Consider the following 21,008-nt stretch of genomic DNA (forward strand, 5'->3'; position numbering starts at 1 on the left):
GACATGATCGACAGACGCGAATTCGTCGTTGCCCTGGGCGCTACGGGGTTGCTTGCGGCTTGCCAGAGCGGCCCGCCGAAACCATCGGTTATCTCGGTCAACGTGACCGGCGGCGCCGGTATGAATCCAGGACCGGGCGGCGGCGACCGGCCGGTGACGGTTCTGGTGATGCGGCTTGCCAGCACCGGCAAGTTCAACTCGGCTGACTATTTCGCGCTGCAGGGCAACGCGAGTTCGGCGCTCGGGGCCGACCTCCTCGGCTCCGACACGATCTCGGTCGCGCCGGGCAAGACGGCGGCCAAGACCATAACGGTCGAACCGAACGCAGCGGCCCTCGGCTTCGTGGCCCTGATCCGCGAGCCTGGCGGACGCAACTGGCGCACGACCAAGTCGGTGTCGCCAGGGTCGAAATTCACCATCAACGTCAGCCTCGGCAAGGGCGGCATTTCCGCCTAGCGACAAAGCAGCAGATGGTTGCGTGCAGAGAGTAGCGGCATGAGCGATGCAAACAGGGTGCTGTGGTCGGAGGGCCTGTTTCTCAGGACCCAGCATTTCCAGCAGCAGGATCGGTTCTTCGAGGGCATGGTGCGCGGCGCATTGCAGGCCGGCCAGCTTCATACTTTCGGCTTCCAGCAGCTGACCCTCGACCAATCGCTGCTCGACGCCGGCCAGGTCTCGATCGTGTCCGCCCGTGGCATTTTCCCGGACGGCACGCCTTTCTCCATCCCCGAACTGATGGATGCACCGAAGCCGCTGCCGGTCACGGCCGATACCGGTGCCGGTCCGGTGTTGATCGCACTGCCGCTCGAGCCGCCCGGTGGCGTCGGATTCGACCCGGCGCATGCGGCATCGACGGGCGCGCGCTACCACGGCAAGGTCGTTTCGGTGCGCGACGCCGTCCAGAGCGGCGCCGATCCGGAAGAGATCGAGATCGCACGGCCGCAAGCGGCCCTGATCGCGCCCGGCAAATCGGTCGGCGGTTACACCGCCTTGCCGATCGCCGACATAAAAGGCGTGCGCGCCGACGGCGGCGTCTCGCTCGATGAGACGTTCCTGCCGCCGACGCTGATCACCGGCGCGGTCCACTGGTACCGGCAATTGCTGCAGGAGGTCGTCACCGGCCTCGACCAGATCGCCGAAGCGCATGGCAAGATGGTGATGGGCGGCGCCGGCCGCAGCGTCGAAGACCTTTTGATGCTGCACCTCGCCAATGCCGCTCGCCCAAGGCTTGCCCATATGCTTGCCCAGGATGTCTTTCATCCGGCCGAACTCTATCTCGAACTTGCCGGACTCGCCGGCGAGATGGCAACGTATGGCTCGAGTTCGCGGCGGCTCGGCGAACTGCCGGCCTATGACCACATGGCACCTGGCCCCCCCTATATGGCGCTGGCGGACGCCTTGCGTTCGCTCATCCTCAGCCTGCGCTACATCGAGCCGAAATCGCGCGCGCTGCCGGTGATGCGGCACGCGACCAATGTCTGGAAAGTGCGCATCGACAACCCGAAGCTTTTGGTCGCCAGCCGCATCGTCATCCGCGTCGGATCGGAACTGTCGGAAGACGCGCTGCGCAAGATCTTCGTCAACCAGGCGACAGTCGGCGCCGCCGATCAGTTCGAAGGGCTCTGGAAGTCCCGCCTGCCGGGCATTCCGCTGAAGCCGCTTCATTCGCAGCCCCGCGAGATTCCCTATGATGGCGACCGGCTGTGCCTGGAACTGGATCAGAAAAGCGAGCATTGGGCCTCGTTGCTCGACGCCCCCGGCTTCGTCATTGGCGTTTCCGGTGTCCTGCCGAGCGAGCCGCAGGTCGACTGCTATTCAGTGAACAGGTGAGGCCATGAGCCGGGATGATCCTTTCGGACTGTCGGAGGATCGAGAGCGCACCCGCATCAGGCTGTCGGGCGCCGCGCCACGGCCGATGGCGCCCCTGGTACCGGGCGCACCGGTCAAAAGGTCGCGCGCTCATCCCAACACGCTCATCAACATCTTCGCGCCATTGCTCGAATTCGCGCCAGAACTCGAAAGCGCGCTGGCGCCGGAGAACCCGGAAGTGATGCGGACGCGCCTGCTCGACGAGTTGGTTCAGGCGCGCGACGCCGCGATGGCCGCGGGCTCCTCGCTGGAGCGCGCGGACCAGGCGGCCTGGGCCGTGGCGGCGTTGCTCGACGACCTCGCGCTCAACACACCCTGGGGCGGCGCCAGCGCTTGGCCGCGCCAGCCGCTGGTGGTCATGCTGCGCGGCGACGTCGATGCCGGCACCCAGTTTTTCACCCGCCTTGACGAGTTGGAGCGTCATCCGAACCGCGACCGCGAGATGCTGGAGCTTCAATACTACTGTCTGGCGCTCGGCTTCCGCGGTAAGTATCGGGTGCCGGGCCGCGCCGGTGACCGCTCGCTCAATGCCGTGCGTGTGGCAGCCGCGCGCTTCCTGCGCAATGCGGACGCCGAGGACGCGCCGCTGTCGCCGAACTGGAAAGGCGTGATCGCTTCAGACGAGCCGCAGCGCTTCATCGTTCCGATCTGGGTGATGCCGCTTGCCGCGGTTGTCGTCGCCGCCGCCGCTTATATCGGTCTGTCGATGGGCTTGAGCGGCCAGGCGGTCGAACTCTCCGCGCTCGTGCGCACGCTGCCGCCGGCCTCACGTAGCGACGTCACCCGTGCCGCACCCAAGCAGGATGCTCCCGAACCTGAACCGCCACAGCCGGTCGATTTCGCGCTGCTGCCCGAGTTCAAGGCCGAAGCGCCGGCGAACCTCAAGGGCGCGCTCAGCGGCACCGAGAGCGTCTCGCTGGCCAAGCTGATCATCCAGTCCTCCAACCCCGAGCTCTTCCAATCCTCGCGGCCGACACTGTCCCAAGGCTATGAGCCGCTGATCGAGTCGATCGCCAAGGTGATCCTCGCCAATCAGGAGCTGATCGGAAACATCACGATCGTCGGTCATACCGACAACGTGCGCCTGCAACGGTCCAATCCGCTCGCGAGCAACCAGCGGCTCTCGGAGGCGCGTGCCCAAACCATAGCGGACCTCCTGGTGCAGGCGGGAGTGCCACAGGAGCGCGTCCATTCCGAAGGCCGCGCCGACGCCGAGCCGGTGGCCGACAACTCGACGCGCGAGGGCCGCGCGCTCAACCGGCGCGTCGAAGTCCTGGTCGAGAAGAGGCTCTGAGATGTTCATCCTGCGCTTCCTCTGGGCGGTCGTCACCTCGCGTTTTCTGTGGACGCTGATTGGCATTGCGCTGCTTTCGCTTTTGATCTGGGTGTTCGGCCCCATCGTGCAGGTCGGCCGCTACGCGCCATTCGAATCCGACAATGTGCGCGTTGCCATCATCGCCGGGCTGATCATCCTGTGGCTGATCTGGCTTATCATCGCGCAACGGCGCGCGATCCGCGCTAACCGCATGTTCGTCGCCGAGATCGCAGCACCCGTGGCCGAAAAGCGGCTCACCCCCGGCGAGGAGAGTGTCGCGGCCGTCGGCGCCAAGTTCGGCGAGGTGATGGCCGAGCTCAAGCGGCGCAAGCTCGGCGGACGGAAATTCCTGCGCGAAATGCCGTGGTATGTGATCGTCGGGCCTCCTGCCACCGGCAAGACCACGGCGTTGCGCCAATCGGGCCTCAACTTCCCGATCGACCTCACCGATGATCTGCAGGGCGTCGGCGGCACACGCAATTGCGACTGGTTCTTCTCCGAGAACGCGGTGCTGATCGATACCGCCGGCCGCTACGTCCAACAGGAAAGCCAGCCGGACGTCGACGCCGCGGAATGGCTGGGTTTCTTGGACCTTTTGAAGAAGCACCGGGGTCGCCGCGCGCTCAACGGCGTCATTGTAGCGCTGTCGATCGATGCGCTCTCGGAGGGCGACGAGGCGATCAAGGCGCACGGCCGCAAGATCCGCCGCCGGTTGGCGGAGCTGAACGATCGGCTGGAAATTCGTCTTCCTGTCTACCTGATGCTGACGAAGGCCGACCTGATCAAAGGGTTCGAAGCCTTTTTCGGCGGCCTGTCGACGACCGCGCGCGAGCAGGTATGGGGAACCACTTTCCCGCTGGATGCCCGCGTCAATGCCGGCACGATCCAGACGGAGCTCGCCAGGCTTGCCACCGAGTTGGAGCGGCGGCTGGTGCCCCGGCTGGAAGACGAGGACAAGCTCGGATCGCGTGCCGAGATCTTCCGCTTTCCGGCGCAGCTGGCGAGCCTCTCCGAGCCGATCCAAGTGCTGGTCGAGGCGATGTTCGGCGAAAGCCGCTATGAGGAAGCCGCCTGGCTGCGCGGCCTCTATCTGACGTCAGCGACGCAGGAAGGCGCGCCCATCGACCGCCTGACCGCGGCGTTGTCGTCCTCTTTCGGACTGCCCCCGCGCCGTGCCCTGCTGACGGCGCGCGTCGAGAAACGCAGCTTCTTCCTCAGGAACCTCCTCACCGAAGTGATCTTCAAGGAGGCTGGCCTCGGTACATACGATCCGCTGGCGCAGCGTCGCCGCGCCTGGATCTGGCGTGGCGCTGCCGCCGCCTGTGCGCTCGCGGCTCTGCTGGCCGGCGGGGTGTTCACATGGTCTTACCTCGACAACCGCAATGCAATCACCGCACAGGCCGGTCAGTTCGAAGCCCTGCAGGGGCCGCTCACCGATGTCGCCGCCATTCCGGCCGCGGTCGAGCAGCCGACCATGGACGGCGCGCTGGCGGCGATGGACGCAGTGACGACGGCTCGAACGCAGCCACCGGACGCCGTCCATAACCTGCTCGGCCCGACCGCTTCGGCGGAGCTGGTGCGCGCACAGACCGATACCTACGACCATGCGCTGCGCAATGTGCTCGAGCCGCATATGGTCGCCCTGCTCGAGGCCACGATGTGGCGGCAAATCCGCGATCCGGATTTCATGCTCGGCGCGCTGAAGACCTACCGGATGATGACCGGCCTGTCGCAGATGGACACCGATTTCGCCCAGAACTGGTGGGTGAACAGCCTGCCGCAATTCGCGGCGGCTCCGCCATTCCCCACTGCCGACGCCGAAGAGCATCAGCTCGCCGCTATCCGCCGCATGGCCGTGGACGACAGCTACATCGCCCCGGATAAGCAACTGGTCGCGGAGGCACTGAAGACCGTATGCACGATCTCACTGCCGGAGCGCGCCTACAAGCAACTGCTGGCGGACCCGGAAGTGGCAGCCCTCAAGGAATGGGTGCCGGCCAATTTTGCTGGGCCGAACGGCGCCAAAGTGTTCGCGCGCCGCTCCGACAAGACGTTGCGCGTCGGTGTTCCTGGCCCCTATACCTATGCGGGTTTTCACGACGCCATCCTCGACCGGGTCGAGGATGTTGCGGGACAGGCGGCCCTCGATCGCGCGGTGTTTGCCGGCGGCTGCTCGGAGAATTCGGAGACCTCGGTTTCGGCGCTCTCCGAGGACATCTTGAAGCTCTACTATGACGACTATATCGCCCAATGGGACTCTTTCCTGCGCGACATGCGGCTTGCGCCGCTTACCGATCTCAACATCGCCAGTGAGAACCTCAAGGATCTTTCAAGCGCCGACTCAGCGCTGAAGCGGCTGTTGACGGCAGTGGTGCAGGAGACCGACCTCACCCGCTCCGACGACACGTCGGCCGAAAAAAATGGCGCTGCCGTCACGACCGGCTCGAAGCTGCTCAGCAAACTCGGCAAACTCGGCAAGGTCGTGACCACAGGGGCGAAGCTGCTGCCGCGCGCCGGTTCCGCCAGTCAGGTGGACATGACCGGCAGCCTCGTTGCCGAGCATTTCAAGCCGCTCAAAGGCACCATCGCCCAGGTCGACGGCCAGCCCCCAGCGCTGGACGCCGCCATTGTGGCGCTGACGGCGCTGTCGAATGTGCTGCAGACGGTGACCGCCAATCCCAACCCGCAGGATGCGATCAAGAAACAGGGCGGCCTTGCCGAACTGACGGGCGCGGTCGCCAGGCAGGCGCAGATCCTGCCTTCGCCGATCAATGACTGGCTGGGCGGCATTGCCGGCGACACCAGCGGCCTCTCGCAGAAGGCCGTAACCAACGAGCTCAACGCCATCTGGCGGGCCGACATACTCCCCTTCTGCCAGGCGGCGCTGAACAACCGTTATCCATTCAGCCCGGACAGTGCGGTCGACGTCAATGTGCGCGACTTTCAACGTCTGTTCGGACCGACCGGCATGATCGATGCCTTCACCAACGACCATCTGATCAACTATGTCGACACCGCCAGCGAGCCATGGAAGTGGCGGGCCGATTTCGGCCTCGATCCCGCGGCGCTCGCCGCGTTCGAGCAGGCGAGGCATATCCGCGACGACCTGTTTCCCGGCGGCACCGGCCCGGTGATGAACTTTACGCTGGAGCCCAAGGACCTCTCACCCAATGTGGCGCGGGTCACGCTCAACCTTGATGGCCAGAACCTCGTCTACTACAACAACGCGACCAGGCCGCAGCCGATGACGTGGCCCGGTAAGGATGGCACCGGGGTGATCTCGCTCGCCTTCCAGCCGGTCGACGGCTCGCCAGAGGTGATGCTCAACGAGACCGGCAGCTGGGCGTGGCTCAGAATGCTGCGCGGCGGCCGCTTCGCCGCGACCAAGCTCACCGACGTCTACAGCCTGCGGCTCGGCACGAAGGGAATGTGGGCCGATTTCGAACTCAAGGCCGCCAGCGTCGAGAACCCATACACGCTCGAAATGTTCAAGAAGTTCACATGTCCGCCGCAGATCTGATAGTGCCCGGCTTCTACGGCAAGATGCCCGCCACCGGCGATTTCGTGACCCGGCGGCTGCCTGGAGACTTCGTGCGCACATGGGACCGCTGGCTGGCCCAGCACATCGTGCCGTTGTTCGAGCTCGAAGCCTGGCCCCAGAGCATGGCGTTGCGCTTCCTGGCTGGCCCCACCACCTTCGGCGCCTCGGCCGGCATCGTGCTGCGGAGCGCTGACAGGGTCGGAAGGCGGTTTCCGTTGAGCATCGTGGCGCAGCTCGCCGGAACTCCCCTTCAGCTGGCCTACGCCGATACATGGTTCGACAGCATCGAGGACGCTGCCTTCGCCGCACAACGCGGCGAGATGACGCCCGACGAACTGGACGCCGCGCTTGTCGCCCTGCCGGTGCCATGCGTCGAGCAGAATGGCGACGTCGTTGACGACCTGGTCGTTTGGACAGCGCGTTCGGATATTTTCGATGTCGATCCGCAGGCGCCTCAACCGACCCTGGAGCAGATCTTCGCCGCGAACTGGGAGACCAGTTGATGCAGATCTGGAACCAGATGGGCTATCCGCATCAGTTCACCATGGGCATGGACAAGGCCGGCCATGAGTGGATTGTCATTGTGGTGAAAGGCACGTTCGATTTTCCGGCGAAGCCTGGCGGCCTGGTGCAGAAATCGGCGCAGCAGGTCCCGCTCGTCATGGCCGATACGCAGACCGGCGCGCCCGGCTATTCGGCGACGCTCTGGGAGACTGATTTCGCCTTCCGCAAACCGCGCTGCGACGTGATCGCCAACGGTTGCGCCTATGCGCCGGGAGGACGTCCGGCGAAGCGCGTGCCGGTCGGCATCAAGGTAGGCAACTGGTCGAAGCTGTTCGAGGTTGTCGGCCATCGCGAGTGGCGTTCGATTGGGCCGGTCTTCACCGCAACCGCGCCGCAGCCCTTCCTGAAACTGCCGATCTCCTACGACGTCGCGTGGGGTGGCGTCGACCGGCTGGACCCGGAAGACAAGCTTCCCGCCAGCTACAAGTACAATCCCGTCGGCACGGGCTGGTCGCGCTCGAAGAACCAGCGTTTCGTTCCGGGCCTGCGGTTGCCGAACACCCAGGCCGTCGGCGAAGAGATCCGCTCGCCGTTCGGCGAGTACAAGCCGATGAGCTTCGGGCCAATGGGCCGGGGCTGGCCGGGCCGCATCGAATATGGCGGCACCTACGATCAGAACTGGATCGACAACGTTTTTCCCTTCCTGCCCCAGGATTTCGACGAACGCTATTTCCAGATGGCGCCGCCCGACCAGCAGATCGACCATCCAAGAGGCGGGGAGGAGGTGGTGCTCGTGAATTTGACTCCAGAGGGACGTGTTGGCTTCCGGCTGCCCTCGACGGCACTGCCGATCACCTTGTTCAAGGGCAACGAGAAGTCGTTGGAGGCGAGCATTCACCCGGACACTATCCTGCTCGATCCCGAGAACCGTCGATTCTCGCTCGTGTGGCGTGTTTCGCAGCGCATCCAGAAGACTATCCTCGATTTCTCGGAATGTTGGGTCGGTCCGCCGACGGAGTCGATGCTGCGTGCCCGTGCAACCGGCAGGGACTATGTCCGAAGCGAGGGAGCCGCGTCCGAGGAGGTGGAAGACGCATGAGTACGAGGCTCGACATAGCCTCTGTCGGCATGGTGACGGCCGTCGGTCTCGATGCACCCTCGGCCTGCGCTGCAATGCGTGCGCGCCTCGACGGCTTCCAAGAGACGAGATTCGTCGGCTCGGGAACCGATCTGCTGATCGGCGCGCCCGTGCCGCTGCCACGGGACTGGATCGGCGAAAAACGTATGGCGCACCTGGCCGCAGCCGCGATCTGCGAGGCGTTCGAGACTATCCCTCAGGCGCGTGGCCAGACCGCGCTCATCCTTTGCCTCGCCGAGGAAGATCGCCCGGGCCGTCCGGCCGGCGATAGCGTGCGCCTGCTCCGCAATGTTTCGGAGATTACCGAAATCGAACCCAACATGCGCTCACGTATTGTCGCGCATGGCCGGACTTCCGGACACATAGCACTTGATCAGGCGCGCAGGATGATCGCTTCGGGTGAGGTTCCCTATGTGATGATCGCGGGCGTAGACAGCTATCTGACGGCGCCTGCCATCGCTTATTATCTCGGCGAAAATCGCCTGCTTGCCGCTGACAATCCGAATGGCTTCATTCCAGGCGAGGCCGCCGCCGCCGTTCTATGCACGGGCTCGCGTGGCGACGGCCTCCGCCTCTTCGGACTGGGTTTGGCGCGTGAATCCGCAACAATCTACAATGCCGAGGATCTGCCGCTGCGTGCCGACGGCATGACGTCCGCTTACAGCGCTGCATTCAAGGAAACCGGCATCGAGATGAACCGGCTTGGCTACCGCATCGCCGATCTCATCGGCGAACAATATTGGTTCAAACAGAGCGCCCTGGCGAGCCTGAGGTTGCTACGCGGCCGTCACGATTTCCAGGACATCTGGTCGCCCGGCGAATCCCTCGGCAATGTCGGCGCGGCCGTGGTCCCGCTGATGATCGGCATGGCCTGGATGGCGGCCCGCAAGGGATACGCCGCCGGCAATCCAGTGCTGATCGAAGCGTCGAACGATGCCGGTGCCTGCGGGGCGGCAATCCTCGCCGCGAGGGCAGCCTGATGACTGTCTACGCGAACGGTCTCGAGGTTGCCTGCAAGGCACAGGCCAACAAGGTGATCGCCGCCTTTCCGGACGTCTGCTTCACGCCGCCCGAAACCCCCGCGACGCCGCCGGGCGTCCCCATTCCCTATCCCTCGTTCGGACTTGATTCCGATACCGACAACGGCACCGGCACCGTCAAGATCGGTGGCGAGACCATTACCCAGAAGAATAAGTCGTACTACACCAAGACCAGCGGCACAGAGGCCGGATGCGCCGCCAAGAAAGGCGTGATCACTTCGGTCAATACCGGCAAGGAATATGCTGTCGCCTGGTCGAGCGACGTGAAAGCCGATGGCGAACCCGTCAGCCGCATGACTGACCTGTCGACCAACAATCATGCTTCTCCGACCGGCAACGCGCCGCCTTGGCCAAAGATCGGAAAATTGAAGGTCGGCAAGCAGTCCTGCGCGTCAATTCTGGCAAAGCTCGGCATGAAGGTGCACCGCTACGGCGACGCCAGCAAGGAATGCTCGTCCAATCAGCAATCGGACCACATCCTGCAGAATGCCTGTTTCCAGAATTCGCGCGGCGGCCAGGCCATCAGCACGACGCCGAGCTATACGATGAACGATGCGCCCTGCGTCTGCCTCCAAGACGCCACCGATCCCAACACCGAGCATGGCCGCAAAACAGCCGCCCAAGGCGAATGGGCAAAGGCACAGCGCGCGAAAGGCACGAACCCAAGCTACGAGGAAGTTCGGGAAGCCAATATGGAGGCCATGAAAAAGGCCAAGAACATCCCGGATGGACCACGAGGCAAGGAGCACCCCGCCATCGAATGCCTGAGGATGATTTGCGACATTCACTTCAAGGAGATGATGAGCGGACCGGAGAAAAAGAAAGACAGCACCGAGGCGCGTGCACCAGCAACCGGCAAGTTCAAACCAACCCCATCGAGCACGGTTCGCAGACGCTAGGAGAGATAACATGGCTGATTATAGCGTAACGGTAAATGGCACGGTTGCAGCGGATGACGGGACCATTTTCTCCGCCGTCGCGTATTACGACGGAGAGAGTTTTTACTCATTCGTCATTTCGGAATCCGACGTGGCCAGCGACGACAATCAGACTGAACGAATTTACGAAAAACCATGTTGGTTCACCGACATATGGCGCTCCGGTTCCGGTCGTCTCTATGTGTGCGACGACAACGGCATGGTGCATTCGGGCTCGGGGAGCGAATGGACGTCAAGCCAAGTTTCGCCTCGCCACTTGAATACCGTCTGGGGCTTCGACGACAACACCGTCTACGCCGGAGGATCGGAGGAGGTTGTCTATCGCTGGGATGGCGCACGCTGGGCCGCCGTTAGCCCCGCGCTCGGCAACACCATTCTTTGCATTGCAGGGTCGTCGCCGAGTGACCTTTATGTATCCGGCGAAGGAGCGCTTTTCTGGCACTATGACGGCAGGCAGTGGACTCAAATCCAGTTGCCGACCAACGCGATCCTGGTTGGACTGCTGGGATTGTCGTCGACGGATGTCCTGGTCTCAGGCAGCGCAGGGACCCTGTTTCGCGGGGCGGGCCTTGCCTGGACCGACGTCTCGCAACGCGGTCGGGATTTCTACAAAATGGCATTCTACCGGAAGACAATCCACATTGCCGGCGGCGGACAGGGGGTGTTCACGTTCGACGGGGCAACGGTTTCCAACCTGAAAGACGGTTTTCCCGTCTACCGTCTTTCGTCGAACGGCTCGTATCTAACGGTGGCCGGCGGGAACTCAGCCATAAGATATGACGGCTCGGAATGGGTCGGGCCTGACTACACCTGACGGCCTGAGACGGCCGGCGTGTCTGGGTTGGGCTTCGCAGCCAGATAAGCCCGCACCCTTCTGAGGTCGAGATCGGCAATGCGCAACGCCTCTTTGATCGACAGCATGCGCACGACGAATAACTCCCCGGCTTCGGGATATTCGGCGTAGCGCTCGCTCGCGATCTCGATGCCGACCTCGCCAGCCACTCGCAATCCGTCAAGATGCGCTTCCAAACGCTCGACGAGTCGGGCAAGCCGCTCCTCATCCATGTCCGGATTCTTGCCGGGGTTGAGCAGGTTGTAGTCGTAAACAGTCCAGAGGAACGCAGCCATCTCAGCGTGTTGGCGGACAATCTCGTGAAGAACGGGCGCTGGCATCAGTTCAGATTGACCGAGCCACCGCGGAGGCGGTTGGTGGCACTTGCGTGGCTGGTCACATAGGTGCCGCGGATGGTGATGTGCCCATCCTTTTCCATGATGATCGTAGCTTTGCCGCACCGCAGCTCAAGACGTTCATTCGCAGTGATCCTCATTTTCTCACCGTCTCTGATGACGTGGGGAACATTTGACCGGTGCGCGGGATCGATGATGCGCCCGACAATCAACGGTCGACCGGGATCTCCATCCTGGAACAACAGCGCCACCTCCGCGCCGATCATGTCCGACGTGAGCTCAGTGAGGCTGCGCGCGGCCGCTGCTGTTTCTCGAGGGTTTCCCGGGAAGACGACAAGGGGCGCGTCCTCGCCGAAGCCCAGGAATATGCCAATCACCACGCCTTCAATTCGCTCTACGATCTTTGTCATCGAGGCCCCTCAGTTCTGCTTTATCTCCGAGCCTTTCATGGTGATGTCGCTCGATGCCTTCACATTGATCTTACCCGACCCATTCACGGTAATATCCTTGCCGGAAATGTTGATCGTGCCGTCCTTCTTCATAGCGATCGCAGCCGAGCCGCATGTAATTGTGATGGCATCGCCAGCTTCAATGATCAGGGTCTTGCCGACCTTTATGGCTCCGTCCTCACCGACCTCTACCAGACTGCCTTTGGCTATTTTCAACGCCCGCGAACCGCCGACATCGGTCGCATCGTCCTCGGCAATCTTGGCGTCCCGTCCCTTGCCGATCTGGGAGGCATGCGCTCCACCTATGTTGAAGCTCTGGTTTGCGCCAACATCGACCGATTGGTTTGCCCCCACCGTCCAGCTGTCCGATGTGCCAATGCTGTGGCTCTGTCCCGCACCGACGGTCACGCTCCGCGAGGCCCCGATCGTGTTCGTCTGCACCGCTCCGACACTTCGCGTCTCGGAAGTCCCCACCGTGTCGACGCGCGCGGCACCCACCGTGATGGTCTGGACGATCGCCACGGTCTGGGAATGGTTGGCGTCGATATTTTCCGTCGAGTTCGCACCGATATGGATCGTCTCGTTCGAGCCGACCGTCAGCGAGCGGTTCGCGCCCACCGTCTCGGTGTCATTGCTGCCGATATGGGTGGTCTGGTCGACGCCGACCTTGACGGTCTTGTTGTTACCGACGTCCTCGTCGAGGTTGTGGCCGACAGAGTGCCTGGCGTCGTGGTCAATACGATCGGACTGGTCGTGCTGCACCGTCTTGTTACGGTCGTGCTTGATCAGCAGATGGTGGTCCTTCTGAGCCTGGAAATTGACGAGTTCGGAACCAGCCTTGTCCTCGAACATCAGCTCGTTGTAGCCGCCGCCGCCTTTCGAGGAATTGGATTTCCAGCCAGATTGCGTCGCGTTGCCCGGCAGCGCGTAAGGCGGCATCTCGGCGGCGTTGTAGACGCGGCCGGTGATGATCGGCAGGTCCGGATCGCCCTCGATGAAATCGACGATGACCTCTTGGCCGATGCGCGGTATCTGGATGAAGCCCCAGCCGCTGCCGGCCCAGGTCTGCGACACGCGCACGAAACAGGACGAGTTCTGGTCCTTCTTGCCGAGGCGGTCCCAATGGAACTGCACCTTCACTCGGGCATATTTGTCGGTGAATATCTCCTCGCCCGAAGGACCTACTACCGTCGCGGTCTGCGGGCCACGCATGATCGGTCGCGGTGTAATGCGCGCTGGCCGGTAGGGCAATTTGGTGGGCGCAACGCCGAGCACCACCTTGAAATTCTCACTATGGGCCTCATTCTGCGTCCGGTAACCCGGATCGAACAGCCGGTATTCGGCGCTGACCACCAGATATTCCTGGTTCTGGTCGTCGCGCGGAAAACTTTCCAGCGTGAATTTGCAGCCGGAAAAAAGGCCGCGCACAGTGCCAACCGCTGTGCTGTGCTGGTGAACGGCCTGCAGTTCCTCACGCCGGATGCCGGCGATCGTGTCGCCGCGCCCGACATCCAGATGCGCTCCGGGCTGCCGATAGTTCTCGCCCGAAGCCTCCTTGTGGCTGAAGGGTTGGGAGGATTTCGCCATCAGGTCGGCGCCGGGCTTCTCGAAATCATAATCCGTATGAGCGTAGGCGCCCGGACGCACCGCGCTGCCTGGAATCCATTCGGTGATGTATTCGACGTCGCGTCGCGAGCCATGGCCCTCGAAATTGTAAAGCACCTTCTCGTAGCCTGGCGCCGGCTTCAGCTTGTTCATCGCGTCGCACAGCACGAGCGTGTGCTTGCCCTCATCATGCTCGAAGAAATAGAAAATGCCTTCGTGCTCGAACAATCGCTGCACGAAATCGAGGTCGCTCTCGTCATATTGGACACAGTATTCGCGCGACGGATAGGAACCCTGCAGTCGCTTCTCGAATTTTGCGATGCCGTATTTCGCAAAGATCTTTTCGACGATCTCGACAGCGGTCATGTTCTGGAAAATGCGGCAGTCGGTGGTGTTGCCGAGGAACCAGAGCCATGGTCTGACGCTGGCCTCGTAATAGGCCAACCGATCCTCTATGCGCGTTAGCTTGAAATCCGACACCAGGCCGCTGAACCAGCGCTTTGGATCGGATTCACCTTCGACGGAAACGACGCCGCCAAGGATCTTCAGCGGATCGACGTCACGGCTCTTGCTGACGAACCCGACGGTATAGGCGAAACATCGGCTGATCTCGTCACGACCGACGAGATGGGTAAAGGTCAGCACATCGGCGCCGACGGGCGTCTGTACAGCCGTGGCACGTTCGTTCGGCATGGGTCGTGCCCCTCCTCGACGCGGCCAGTGTGATGGATTGAAGCCCCGCCCTCACGTTCGGAAGGTTTTCGAATTCACCGCATCGGATCGCTGCAAGCGTAGCATATGTTTGATGAAGGCCAAATAAGAGCAAGGGCTAAACCATGGCGTGCGTTCATATGAAACGCACCTGTCCCACTGCGCTGGCAAGCTGCTAGAATGTCTAGGATTCAGGATTGCCAGCGGCTTCGAATGTTCATTTCGCTCCAGATCAGCAATGTTGACAGGCTGCCGCCAGGCATCGCGAAGAGCTACGGCGCCCGCGACCGCAGCTTCGAAATCGGGCGTGAAAATTGCGACTGGACGCTGTCCGACCCCGACAAGTTCATCTCGGGCCGGCATTGCGAAGTCCGCTACAAGGCGGGCTCGTTCTGGCTTTTTGACGTCTCGCGCAACGGCACTTTCGTCAACGGCTCCAGCCAGCGCATGAATGCGCCGCACCGGCTAACCCAAGGCGACCGGCTGCTGATCGGCCGTTATGTCATCGTCGTTGCCATTGACGAAGAGAGCGTTGCCACGGGTCATTCGCAAGCCAGGACCGGTTCGACGCAGCACGAGTTGCCATCGTCGACGGGAAGACAGCTTGAACCCGGCGGTGTGCAATTCCCCAATCCGGCGCAGCAGCGCCCCGTCGAGGCAGCGCCGCTGTCGACGTCTCCGGCACTGCAGCCCAGCCCGGCTGTCGGTGCCATGCAGCCAGTGGAAGCGGACGGGATACTTCGCGAAATCGCCAAGGCAGCCGGCTTATCGCCGGAGCTATTGCAGTCGCGTAACCCGCATGACGTCGCCGCCGAGATCGGCTCAGTGTTGAGAACGACCGTCGAGCAACTGTCCTTGCTGCTCAAGGCGCGCGCGGCGGCCAAGGTGCTCGCCAAAAGCGCGAACCGCACGATGATCGGCGCCGAGGACAACAACCCGCTGAAATTCGTTCCGGGCACCGACGACATATTGGAGATCATGTTTGCCAAGCGCCGGGCTGGCTATCTCGATGCCAGGCATAGCATCGAGGACGCGTTCCGCGACCTGAAGACCCACGAAATCGCGACCTACGCCGCCATGCAGGCCGCGCTCTCGAGATTGCTCGACGACCTGTCGCCGGAGGCGACCGCCAAAAGAATCCCGCCGGCGTCCTTTTCATCCAGGAAAAGCCAAGCCTGGGATGCGCTCGTCGCAACGTGGCGGACGATGGAGGACAAGCACGAAAACGGCATGCTGGATGTCTTCCTTGCCTATTTCGCCGACGCCTACGCCAAGGCTGGCAAGCAGAAATAGCCATGCTCGGCAAAAGTCGCGAACACGGCTCTTACAGGCTGTGCGACCGGCCTCGTGGGAAATCCGCTTCTTTGGTCATCCTGCTTTCCGATTTCAATCGGCTTGCTGTGCGACTAGGATAGCACGTGGGAGCTTGCCTGGCTGGCAAAGCAGCGTGGCTTGGAGCGTGTGCAGGAATGTCATGTTTCGGCAAGATCGGTCTTTCCGTGCGGCTCGTTGTTGATACTCAGTCCGGTGCGCAGCTTTCATCGGGCCTGAAAGAAGCTCGTTGGACCTCGACGATGGTGCGCCGATGAGCTCGAAGGACGACCCCTCCGAGCCGCCGGACAAAACCGTCATCCGCGCGCCGCGGCCAAGGCAAAAGCCGCTCGTGGCTCCCGGTAGTTCCGGTCCGCGAAGCGTGCGACCTCGTCCATCGCCCGCCAGGGAATCGACCGTATTCGACCCCGGCGTCGGCCGGCAGGTGCCGCCCGGCTGGTCGTCCGGAACCGTGGTCGTCCAGGAGGCCAAGCACGGAATGATGCCCGCAGCGACACCGGCATTGCAGCAGGATGTCTTGCTCGACGTCACTGCTGGCGTGGAGTATGCCGCCGCAAATCCTCTCCTTGCCGCTGCGGGCCCTTTGCTTCTGCTGTTCGGTCAATTGCGGCTGATCCCGGTCGAACGGCAAGCGGCGGCCTTGGCGGAGCATATAGCAGACGCCATCGAGACCTTCGACCGTACCGTCGCCAAAGCCGGCATCGTGGAAGAAGATGCGCGGATCGCGAAATTCGCACTTTGCGAAACCGCCGACGATCTCGTCGGCAACCTGCCCTGGCCGAACAAGGAAACCTGGCTTCAGCACAGTCTGGTGGTGCAGTTCTTCCACATGCAACCGACAGGCGCCAGCTTCTACGAAGCGCTGAACAATATCCTCGCCAAGCATGAAGCGCATTACGACCTGCTCGAATTGATGCATGCCTGCCTGTCGCTGGGATTCCAAGGCCAGTACCGGGGATTGCCTGGCGGGCCGAACATGCTCGAACGCGTCCGGCGCGACGTCTACGACACCCTACGCTATTTCAGGCCGCGCCCCCCCGAGGACATTTCTCCGCGGTGGCAAGGCATGGCTGCGGCGATGGCCAAGCCAAGGAGGAGGCTGCCGCTCTGGGCGATTGCGGCTGCCGCGACGGCTCTGGTGACTGCCGCCTTCTTCGGTCTACGGATATTGATCACCGATGAAGGCGATGCAACCGCCGGCGAGTTGCTGGCGCTCAATCCTTCTACCCCGGTTACCATTGAACGCGCCAGTGTGGCGGCACCCGCTGAACCGGTGCAAGCCAACCCGCCGCCGCCAGTTCCTCCAAGCACCACGCAGATCGACCGCATCCGCGCTACACTCGCCAAGGAGATCGCCGCTGGCGGACTGAGCGTCGGCACGAAGGGCGACTTTATCGTTGTCGAGATCAGCAACCAGCTTTTGTTCGCATCCGGCCAGGCTGAGTTGAAGGCACAGTTCCAGCCCATCGCGGCGGATATCGCCACGGCGCTCGACGCCGAACCCGGACCGATCAGGATCGTCGGCCACACCGACAATGTAAAGCCGAAGAAGTCGAGCACGTTCAAATCGAATTTCGATCTCTCCGTCGCGCGCGCGAAAGCGGTGCAGGCCATGATGGCCAAGCAATTGAAGGATCCATCGCGTCTGAGCGTCGACGGCAAGGGCGAAGACGAGCCCATTGCCGACAATGCGACGGCGGATGGCCGCGCCAGGAACCGCCGCGTCGACGTGATGATCCCAAAGGACGAGACGTTGTGAGCGGGCGCGGCGAGGAGCGGCTGATCCGCTGGGCGCTGCGGATATTCAGCATGCTTGCCTTGGCCGGCTACTCGGCCGCCGTCTGGTATGCCGGACCGCTGATCCGCTTCGCCGATACCCACCCGCTTGGATCCATCTGGCTCAGGGCAGTGATCATCGGCGTCACCATTGCGGTGCTGGCGCTGTTCTATGGCATTCGCTTCTGGCAAAGGCGCAAGGCGCAAAAGGCGCTCGAAACGGCCATTGTGCGCGGAGACGAGCGGAACGACGATTCACAGGCGCTCGAAGCGCGCATGAGCGAAGCCATCGCGACGCTGAAGCGGACGAGCGGCAAGCGCAACTTCCTCTATGATATTCCCTGGTACATCATCATCGGCCCGCCAGGCGCCGGCAAGACAACGGCCCTGGTCAATTCCGGGCTGAAATTTCCGCTTGCGGGCTCCGGCAATGCCCAGCCGGTGGCCGGCGTCGGCGGCACGCGGTCATGCGATTGGTGGTTTACCGATGAGGCGGTGCTGATCGACACGGCCGGCCGCTACACGACGCAGGAATCGGACCGCGAGCGCGACAAGGCAAGCTGGCTTGCTTTCCTCGGATTGCTCAAGAAGAACCGCACCAGGCAACCGATCAACGGCGTGATCCTCGCCATCAGCCTCGCTGATCTCATTGGCCTCGACGACCAGCAAATCGAGGCGCATGTCGCCGAGATAAGAAACCGCCTGCGCGAATTGCACGAGGTGCTGAATATCCAGTTTCCCGTCTATCTGCTTTTCACCAAAGCCGATCTCGTCTCCGGCTTCATGGATTATTTCGGTGAATTCGACGAGGCGCGCAGGCGCAAGGTGTGGGGCGCGACGTTCCAGACCGCCGATCGCACAAGGAACATGGCCGGCGAGGCACCGGCCGGATTCGACGGGCTGGCGAAGCGCTTGGCAGAAGAAGTTGTCGATCGCCTGCAGGAAGAGGCCGACCCTGTGGCGCGCATAGCCATCTTCGGCTTCCCGGCGCAGTTTGGCGCACTCAGGAACCGGATAACGCATTTCATCGGCAGTTTGTTCGATGCCTCTCGATTGCGGGTGAATGTCAGCCTGCGGGGTCTCTATTTCTCCTCCGGTACTCAGGAAGGAACACCGTTCGACCAGGTGTTGGGCACAATCGGCCGCAGCTTCGGCAGCGCCGCGCAGGCGCATCTTTCCGGCACCGGCAAGAGCTTCTTCCTGTACGATCTCCTGACCAAGGTGATCTTCGCGGAATCGGGCTGGGTATCCTTCGACCGGGCGGCCGAGCGGCGCGCCAGGCTCGCGAGACTTTGCGGGCTCGCCACGATAGCGGTGGCGGCCTTGGCGGCGCTCGGCGTGCTCGGCCTCAGCTTCTTCGCCAACAAGTCGCTGATCGCCTCCACCAGGCAAGCCATGGCGCACTATCGCGACAGCGCGGATTCGCTGCTCAAGAGCACGACGGTGACCGATGTCGACCTGGAAAACGTCATCGGCCCGCTCGACCAGCTGCGCAACCTGCCGGCCGGGTTCGAGAACGGCGATCAGGGAAAGCCGATCGAGGAGACGTTCGGGCTTAGCCAGCGCGAGAGGCTGCTGTCGGCCTCCAGGGCTGCCTATCGGCAAGCGCTCGAGCGGACATTCCGCTCCCGGCTCCTGGTGCAGGCGGAGCGGACCATCCAAGCCAGGATGGCCGATCCCATCGCGCTCTACGAGCCGCTGAAGATCTACCTGATGCTGGGCGGCAAGGCTCCCAAGGTCGATGAAGAGCTGATCGTTTCCTGGATGAGGCAGGATTGGGAAGAGAACCGCTATCCCGGCGAGAACAACCGCCAGGGCCGCGCACAGCTCGAAAAGCATCTGCGCGCAATGCTTGCACTCGACGACGCCTATGATCCCGTCTTCGAACTCAACCAGCCGCTGATCGAAGCCGCGCAACGCTCGCTTGGGCGCATGAGCCTTGCCGACCGCGCTTCGGCGCTGATCAAGTCGGCGATCTACGCCGCAAGGCTGGAGAACTTTTCCGTCGAAGCGAAAGCCGGCCCTGAGGCGCAGCTCCTGTTCGAACGCGTGGATGGCAGCGACCTCGCTGATCTCAACATTCCCGGGCTTTACACGCGCGCCGGCTTCAACCGCTTCTTCCTGCCGCAACTCTCGCGCATCGCGCAGATGCTCGTCAACGACCAGTGGGTGCTTGGTGGCGGCGGCGAGCAGGGCGGCATCGATCAGGACCTGCCCAAGCTCGGTCCCGAACTGATCGACCGCTACGGCAAGGAATTCTCCTCCGCATGGAACGGCGTACTCGACCAGCTGAAGTTCAAGGCGTTGCTCAAGGACAGGCCTCAATATCTGGCGCTTTCCGCCCTCGCCGCGCCGGACTCGCCTCTCGATCAGCTCTTCACGGCGGTCGCCGATGAGACCGCATTGACGAAGGACAGCACCATGGCCGAAGGCGAGAGCAGCGCGGCGCGGGAGGACCCCGCCAGCATGGCCAAGGGTCTGGCACGCATCGGCCTGCAGATCGCCAGTGGCAAGTCACAGGGCCGTGCCGGCTCTGGCTCGGCTGTTGCGCAGAATGCCGGCGCGAGCGTCGAGGCACAGTTTCGATCGTTCCAGTCCCTGGTCAGCGGCGCCAGCGGACGGCGGCCGCTCGATGCGTTGACGCGGAATTTCCGCGACATCTTTCAAAGCCTGAAGCTGTCCGCCGATGTCCCTTCACAGACCGAACGCTTCAACGCCAACCTGCAGCTGCAGATCTCCACGCTGCGCGCCAATGTCTCGCGCCTTCCGAAGCCGCTTGCGCACATGATCAACGCGGCAGCGGACGAGTTTGAGGGCAATGTCGCCGAAGCCTCGGTGGCCAACCTCAACAAGAATCTCGACCAGACGGTCACACAAGTCTGCGAGCAGGTGGTCAACGGTCGCTATCCCTTCGCCAGCGACGGCACGGAAGAGATATCGATAGGGGATTTCGCCAAGCTTTTCGCGCCGGGCGGGCTGATGGACCGCTTCTTCGCGCAGAACCTTGCGCCGCTGATCGACATGACCGGCCAGGAATGGACCTGGAGACAGGATGCCCGCACCAGCCGCGACCTGGCGAAGTCGACCCTGAAATCATTTGAGTCGGCCGCCGAAATCCGCAGCGCCTTCTTCCCTTCCGGCGGCTCGGCGCCGTCGGTTTCGATCACCATCACGCCTTTTTCGCTGAATGGCGACGCAGACAACGCGGTTCTCGATATTGACGGCCAGACCGTCCAGAGCAGCCAGACGGGGAACGCGCCAGGCACAGTGACGTGGCCGAACAGCACGGCCTCTGCTTCCGCCAGTCTCACCCTGTTGCCGGAAATGCCAGGCCGCGACTCCGCTCTTAAATTCGAGGGACCGTGGGCCTTGAAGCGCCTGTTGGACAAGGCGACCATCACCGCCAATGGCGCCAACACCGAAGCCCGCTTCGTGATCGGCGGACGAGATGTCGCTTACACGATCCAGGCCGGACCGGGGACCAATCCCTTCCTGCTGCCAGCCCTGTCCAGCTTCAGCTGTCCGAAGGCGTTCTGACAGGCCTGTGTTCCAGCGCACCGCCAGCTTCAGCCTTCATTTTGGTACTCTAATCTATGCGGTTG

General features: G+C 62.8%; 15 protein-coding genes. 12 read left to right on the forward strand and 3 right to left on the reverse strand.

The genetic code is table 11. The annotated features are described in order from the left end of the window. Nucleotides 1-3: 3 nt before the first annotated feature. The 9 genes from tssJ to FJ548_RS00700 are packed head-to-tail and all read left to right on the forward strand — an operon-like array spanning nt 4 to nt 11,159. Nucleotides 4-456 carry a type VI secretion system lipoprotein TssJ gene (gene tssJ / locus FJ548_RS00660; protein ID WP_140763854.1) on the forward strand — a complete coding sequence of 151 codons (453 nt, stop codon included), beginning with the start codon at nt 4-6 and terminating at the stop codon, nt 454-456. 39 nt (nt 457-495) lie between these two features. Continuing rightward, the gene (gene tssK, locus FJ548_RS00665) at nt 496-1,830 is read left to right on the forward strand and encodes a type VI secretion system baseplate subunit TssK (RefSeq protein ID WP_140776235.1); all 1,335 of its coding nucleotides are present in this window, start codon (nt 496-498) and stop codon (nt 1,828-1,830) included. Nucleotides 1,831-1,834: 4 nt separating this feature from the next. After that, nucleotides 1,835-3,163: a type VI secretion system protein TssL, long form gene (gene tssL, locus FJ548_RS00670; RefSeq protein WP_140776237.1), complete on the forward strand. Its 1,329-nt coding sequence runs from the start codon at nt 1,835-1,837 to the stop codon at nt 3,161-3,163. Between the two features lies 1 nt (nt 3,164). Further along, entirely contained in the window at nt 3,165-6,704 is a 3,540-nt protein-coding gene (gene tssM / locus FJ548_RS00675; protein WP_140776239.1) for a type VI secretion system membrane subunit TssM, read from the forward strand. Next, entirely contained in the window at nt 6,686-7,228 is a 543-nt protein-coding gene (gene tagF / locus FJ548_RS00680) for a type VI secretion system-associated protein TagF (RefSeq protein WP_140608457.1), read from the forward strand. Before tssM (FJ548_RS00675) ends, tagF begins: the two co-directional genes overlap by 19 nt. Next, nucleotides 7,228-8,328, forward strand: coding sequence for a DUF2169 domain-containing protein (locus FJ548_RS00685; protein WP_140776241.1), 1,101 nt, complete (start codon nt 7,228-7,230; stop codon nt 8,326-8,328). The genes tagF and FJ548_RS00685 overlap by 1 nt, the downstream gene beginning before the upstream one ends. Continuing rightward, the gene (locus FJ548_RS00690; RefSeq protein WP_140690759.1) at nt 8,325-9,347 is read left to right on the forward strand and encodes a 3-oxoacyl-ACP synthase; all 1,023 of its coding nucleotides are present in this window, start codon (nt 8,325-8,327) and stop codon (nt 9,345-9,347) included. Before FJ548_RS00685 ends, FJ548_RS00690 begins: the two co-directional genes overlap by 4 nt. Further along, nucleotides 9,347-10,306, forward strand: a complete 960-nt coding sequence (locus tag FJ548_RS30220; protein WP_246678523.1) for a DUF4150 domain-containing protein — start codon at nt 9,347-9,349, stop codon at nt 10,304-10,306. Before FJ548_RS00690 ends, FJ548_RS30220 begins: the two co-directional genes overlap by 1 nt. A gap of 10 nt (nt 10,307-10,316) precedes the next feature. Beyond that, a complete protein-coding gene (locus tag FJ548_RS00700; protein ID WP_140608450.1) occupies nt 10,317-11,159 on the forward strand; it encodes a hypothetical protein in 843 nt (280 codons plus the stop codon). On the opposite strand, the gene FJ548_RS00705 is transcribed toward FJ548_RS00700, so the two are convergent. From FJ548_RS00705 to tssI, 3 genes are read right to left on the reverse strand one after another with little or no spacing between them, the layout of a single operon-like run. Continuing rightward, a complete protein-coding gene (locus FJ548_RS00705) occupies nt 11,150-11,518 on the reverse strand; it encodes a hypothetical protein (protein ID WP_140776243.1) in 369 nt (122 codons plus the stop codon). The genes FJ548_RS00700 and FJ548_RS00705 overlap by 10 nt on opposite strands. Then, entirely contained in the window at nt 11,518-11,943 is a 426-nt protein-coding gene (locus FJ548_RS00710; protein ID WP_140690765.1) for a DUF6484 domain-containing protein, read from the reverse strand. Before FJ548_RS00710 ends, FJ548_RS00705 begins: the two co-directional genes overlap by 1 nt. Before the next feature lie 9 nt (nt 11,944-11,952). Further along, nucleotides 11,953-14,280, reverse strand: a complete 2,328-nt coding sequence (gene tssI / locus FJ548_RS00715; protein ID WP_140776245.1) for a type VI secretion system tip protein TssI/VgrG — start codon at nt 14,278-14,280, stop codon at nt 11,953-11,955. A 231-nt stretch (nt 14,281-14,511) separates the two neighbouring features. Here tssI and tagH point away from each other — a divergent pair, with 231 nt between their 5' ends. The 3 genes from tagH to tssM (FJ548_RS00730) all read left to right on the forward strand — a co-directional run bounded on the left by tagH (nt 14,512) and on the right by tssM (FJ548_RS00730) (nt 20,943). Continuing rightward, nucleotides 14,512-15,591: a type VI secretion system-associated FHA domain protein TagH gene (tagH, locus tag FJ548_RS00720; protein WP_140776247.1), complete on the forward strand. Its 1,080-nt coding sequence runs from the start codon at nt 14,512-14,514 to the stop codon at nt 15,589-15,591. Nucleotides 15,592-15,883: 292 nt separating this feature from the next. After that, on the forward strand, nt 15,884-17,389 hold the full coding sequence (gene tssL / locus FJ548_RS00725; protein WP_140776249.1) for a type VI secretion system protein TssL, long form: 1,506 nt from the start codon (nt 15,884-15,886) through the stop codon (nt 17,387-17,389). A gap of 50 nt (nt 17,390-17,439) precedes the next feature. Then, nucleotides 17,440-20,943, forward strand: a complete 3,504-nt coding sequence (gene tssM, locus FJ548_RS00730) for a type VI secretion system membrane subunit TssM (RefSeq protein ID WP_246678534.1) — start codon at nt 17,440-17,442, stop codon at nt 20,941-20,943. Nucleotides 20,944-21,008 lie beyond the last annotated feature (65 nt).

Source organism: Mesorhizobium sp. B2-4-17, from assembly GCF_006441275.1.
Classification (GTDB): domain Bacteria; phylum Pseudomonadota; class Alphaproteobacteria; order Rhizobiales; family Rhizobiaceae; genus Mesorhizobium.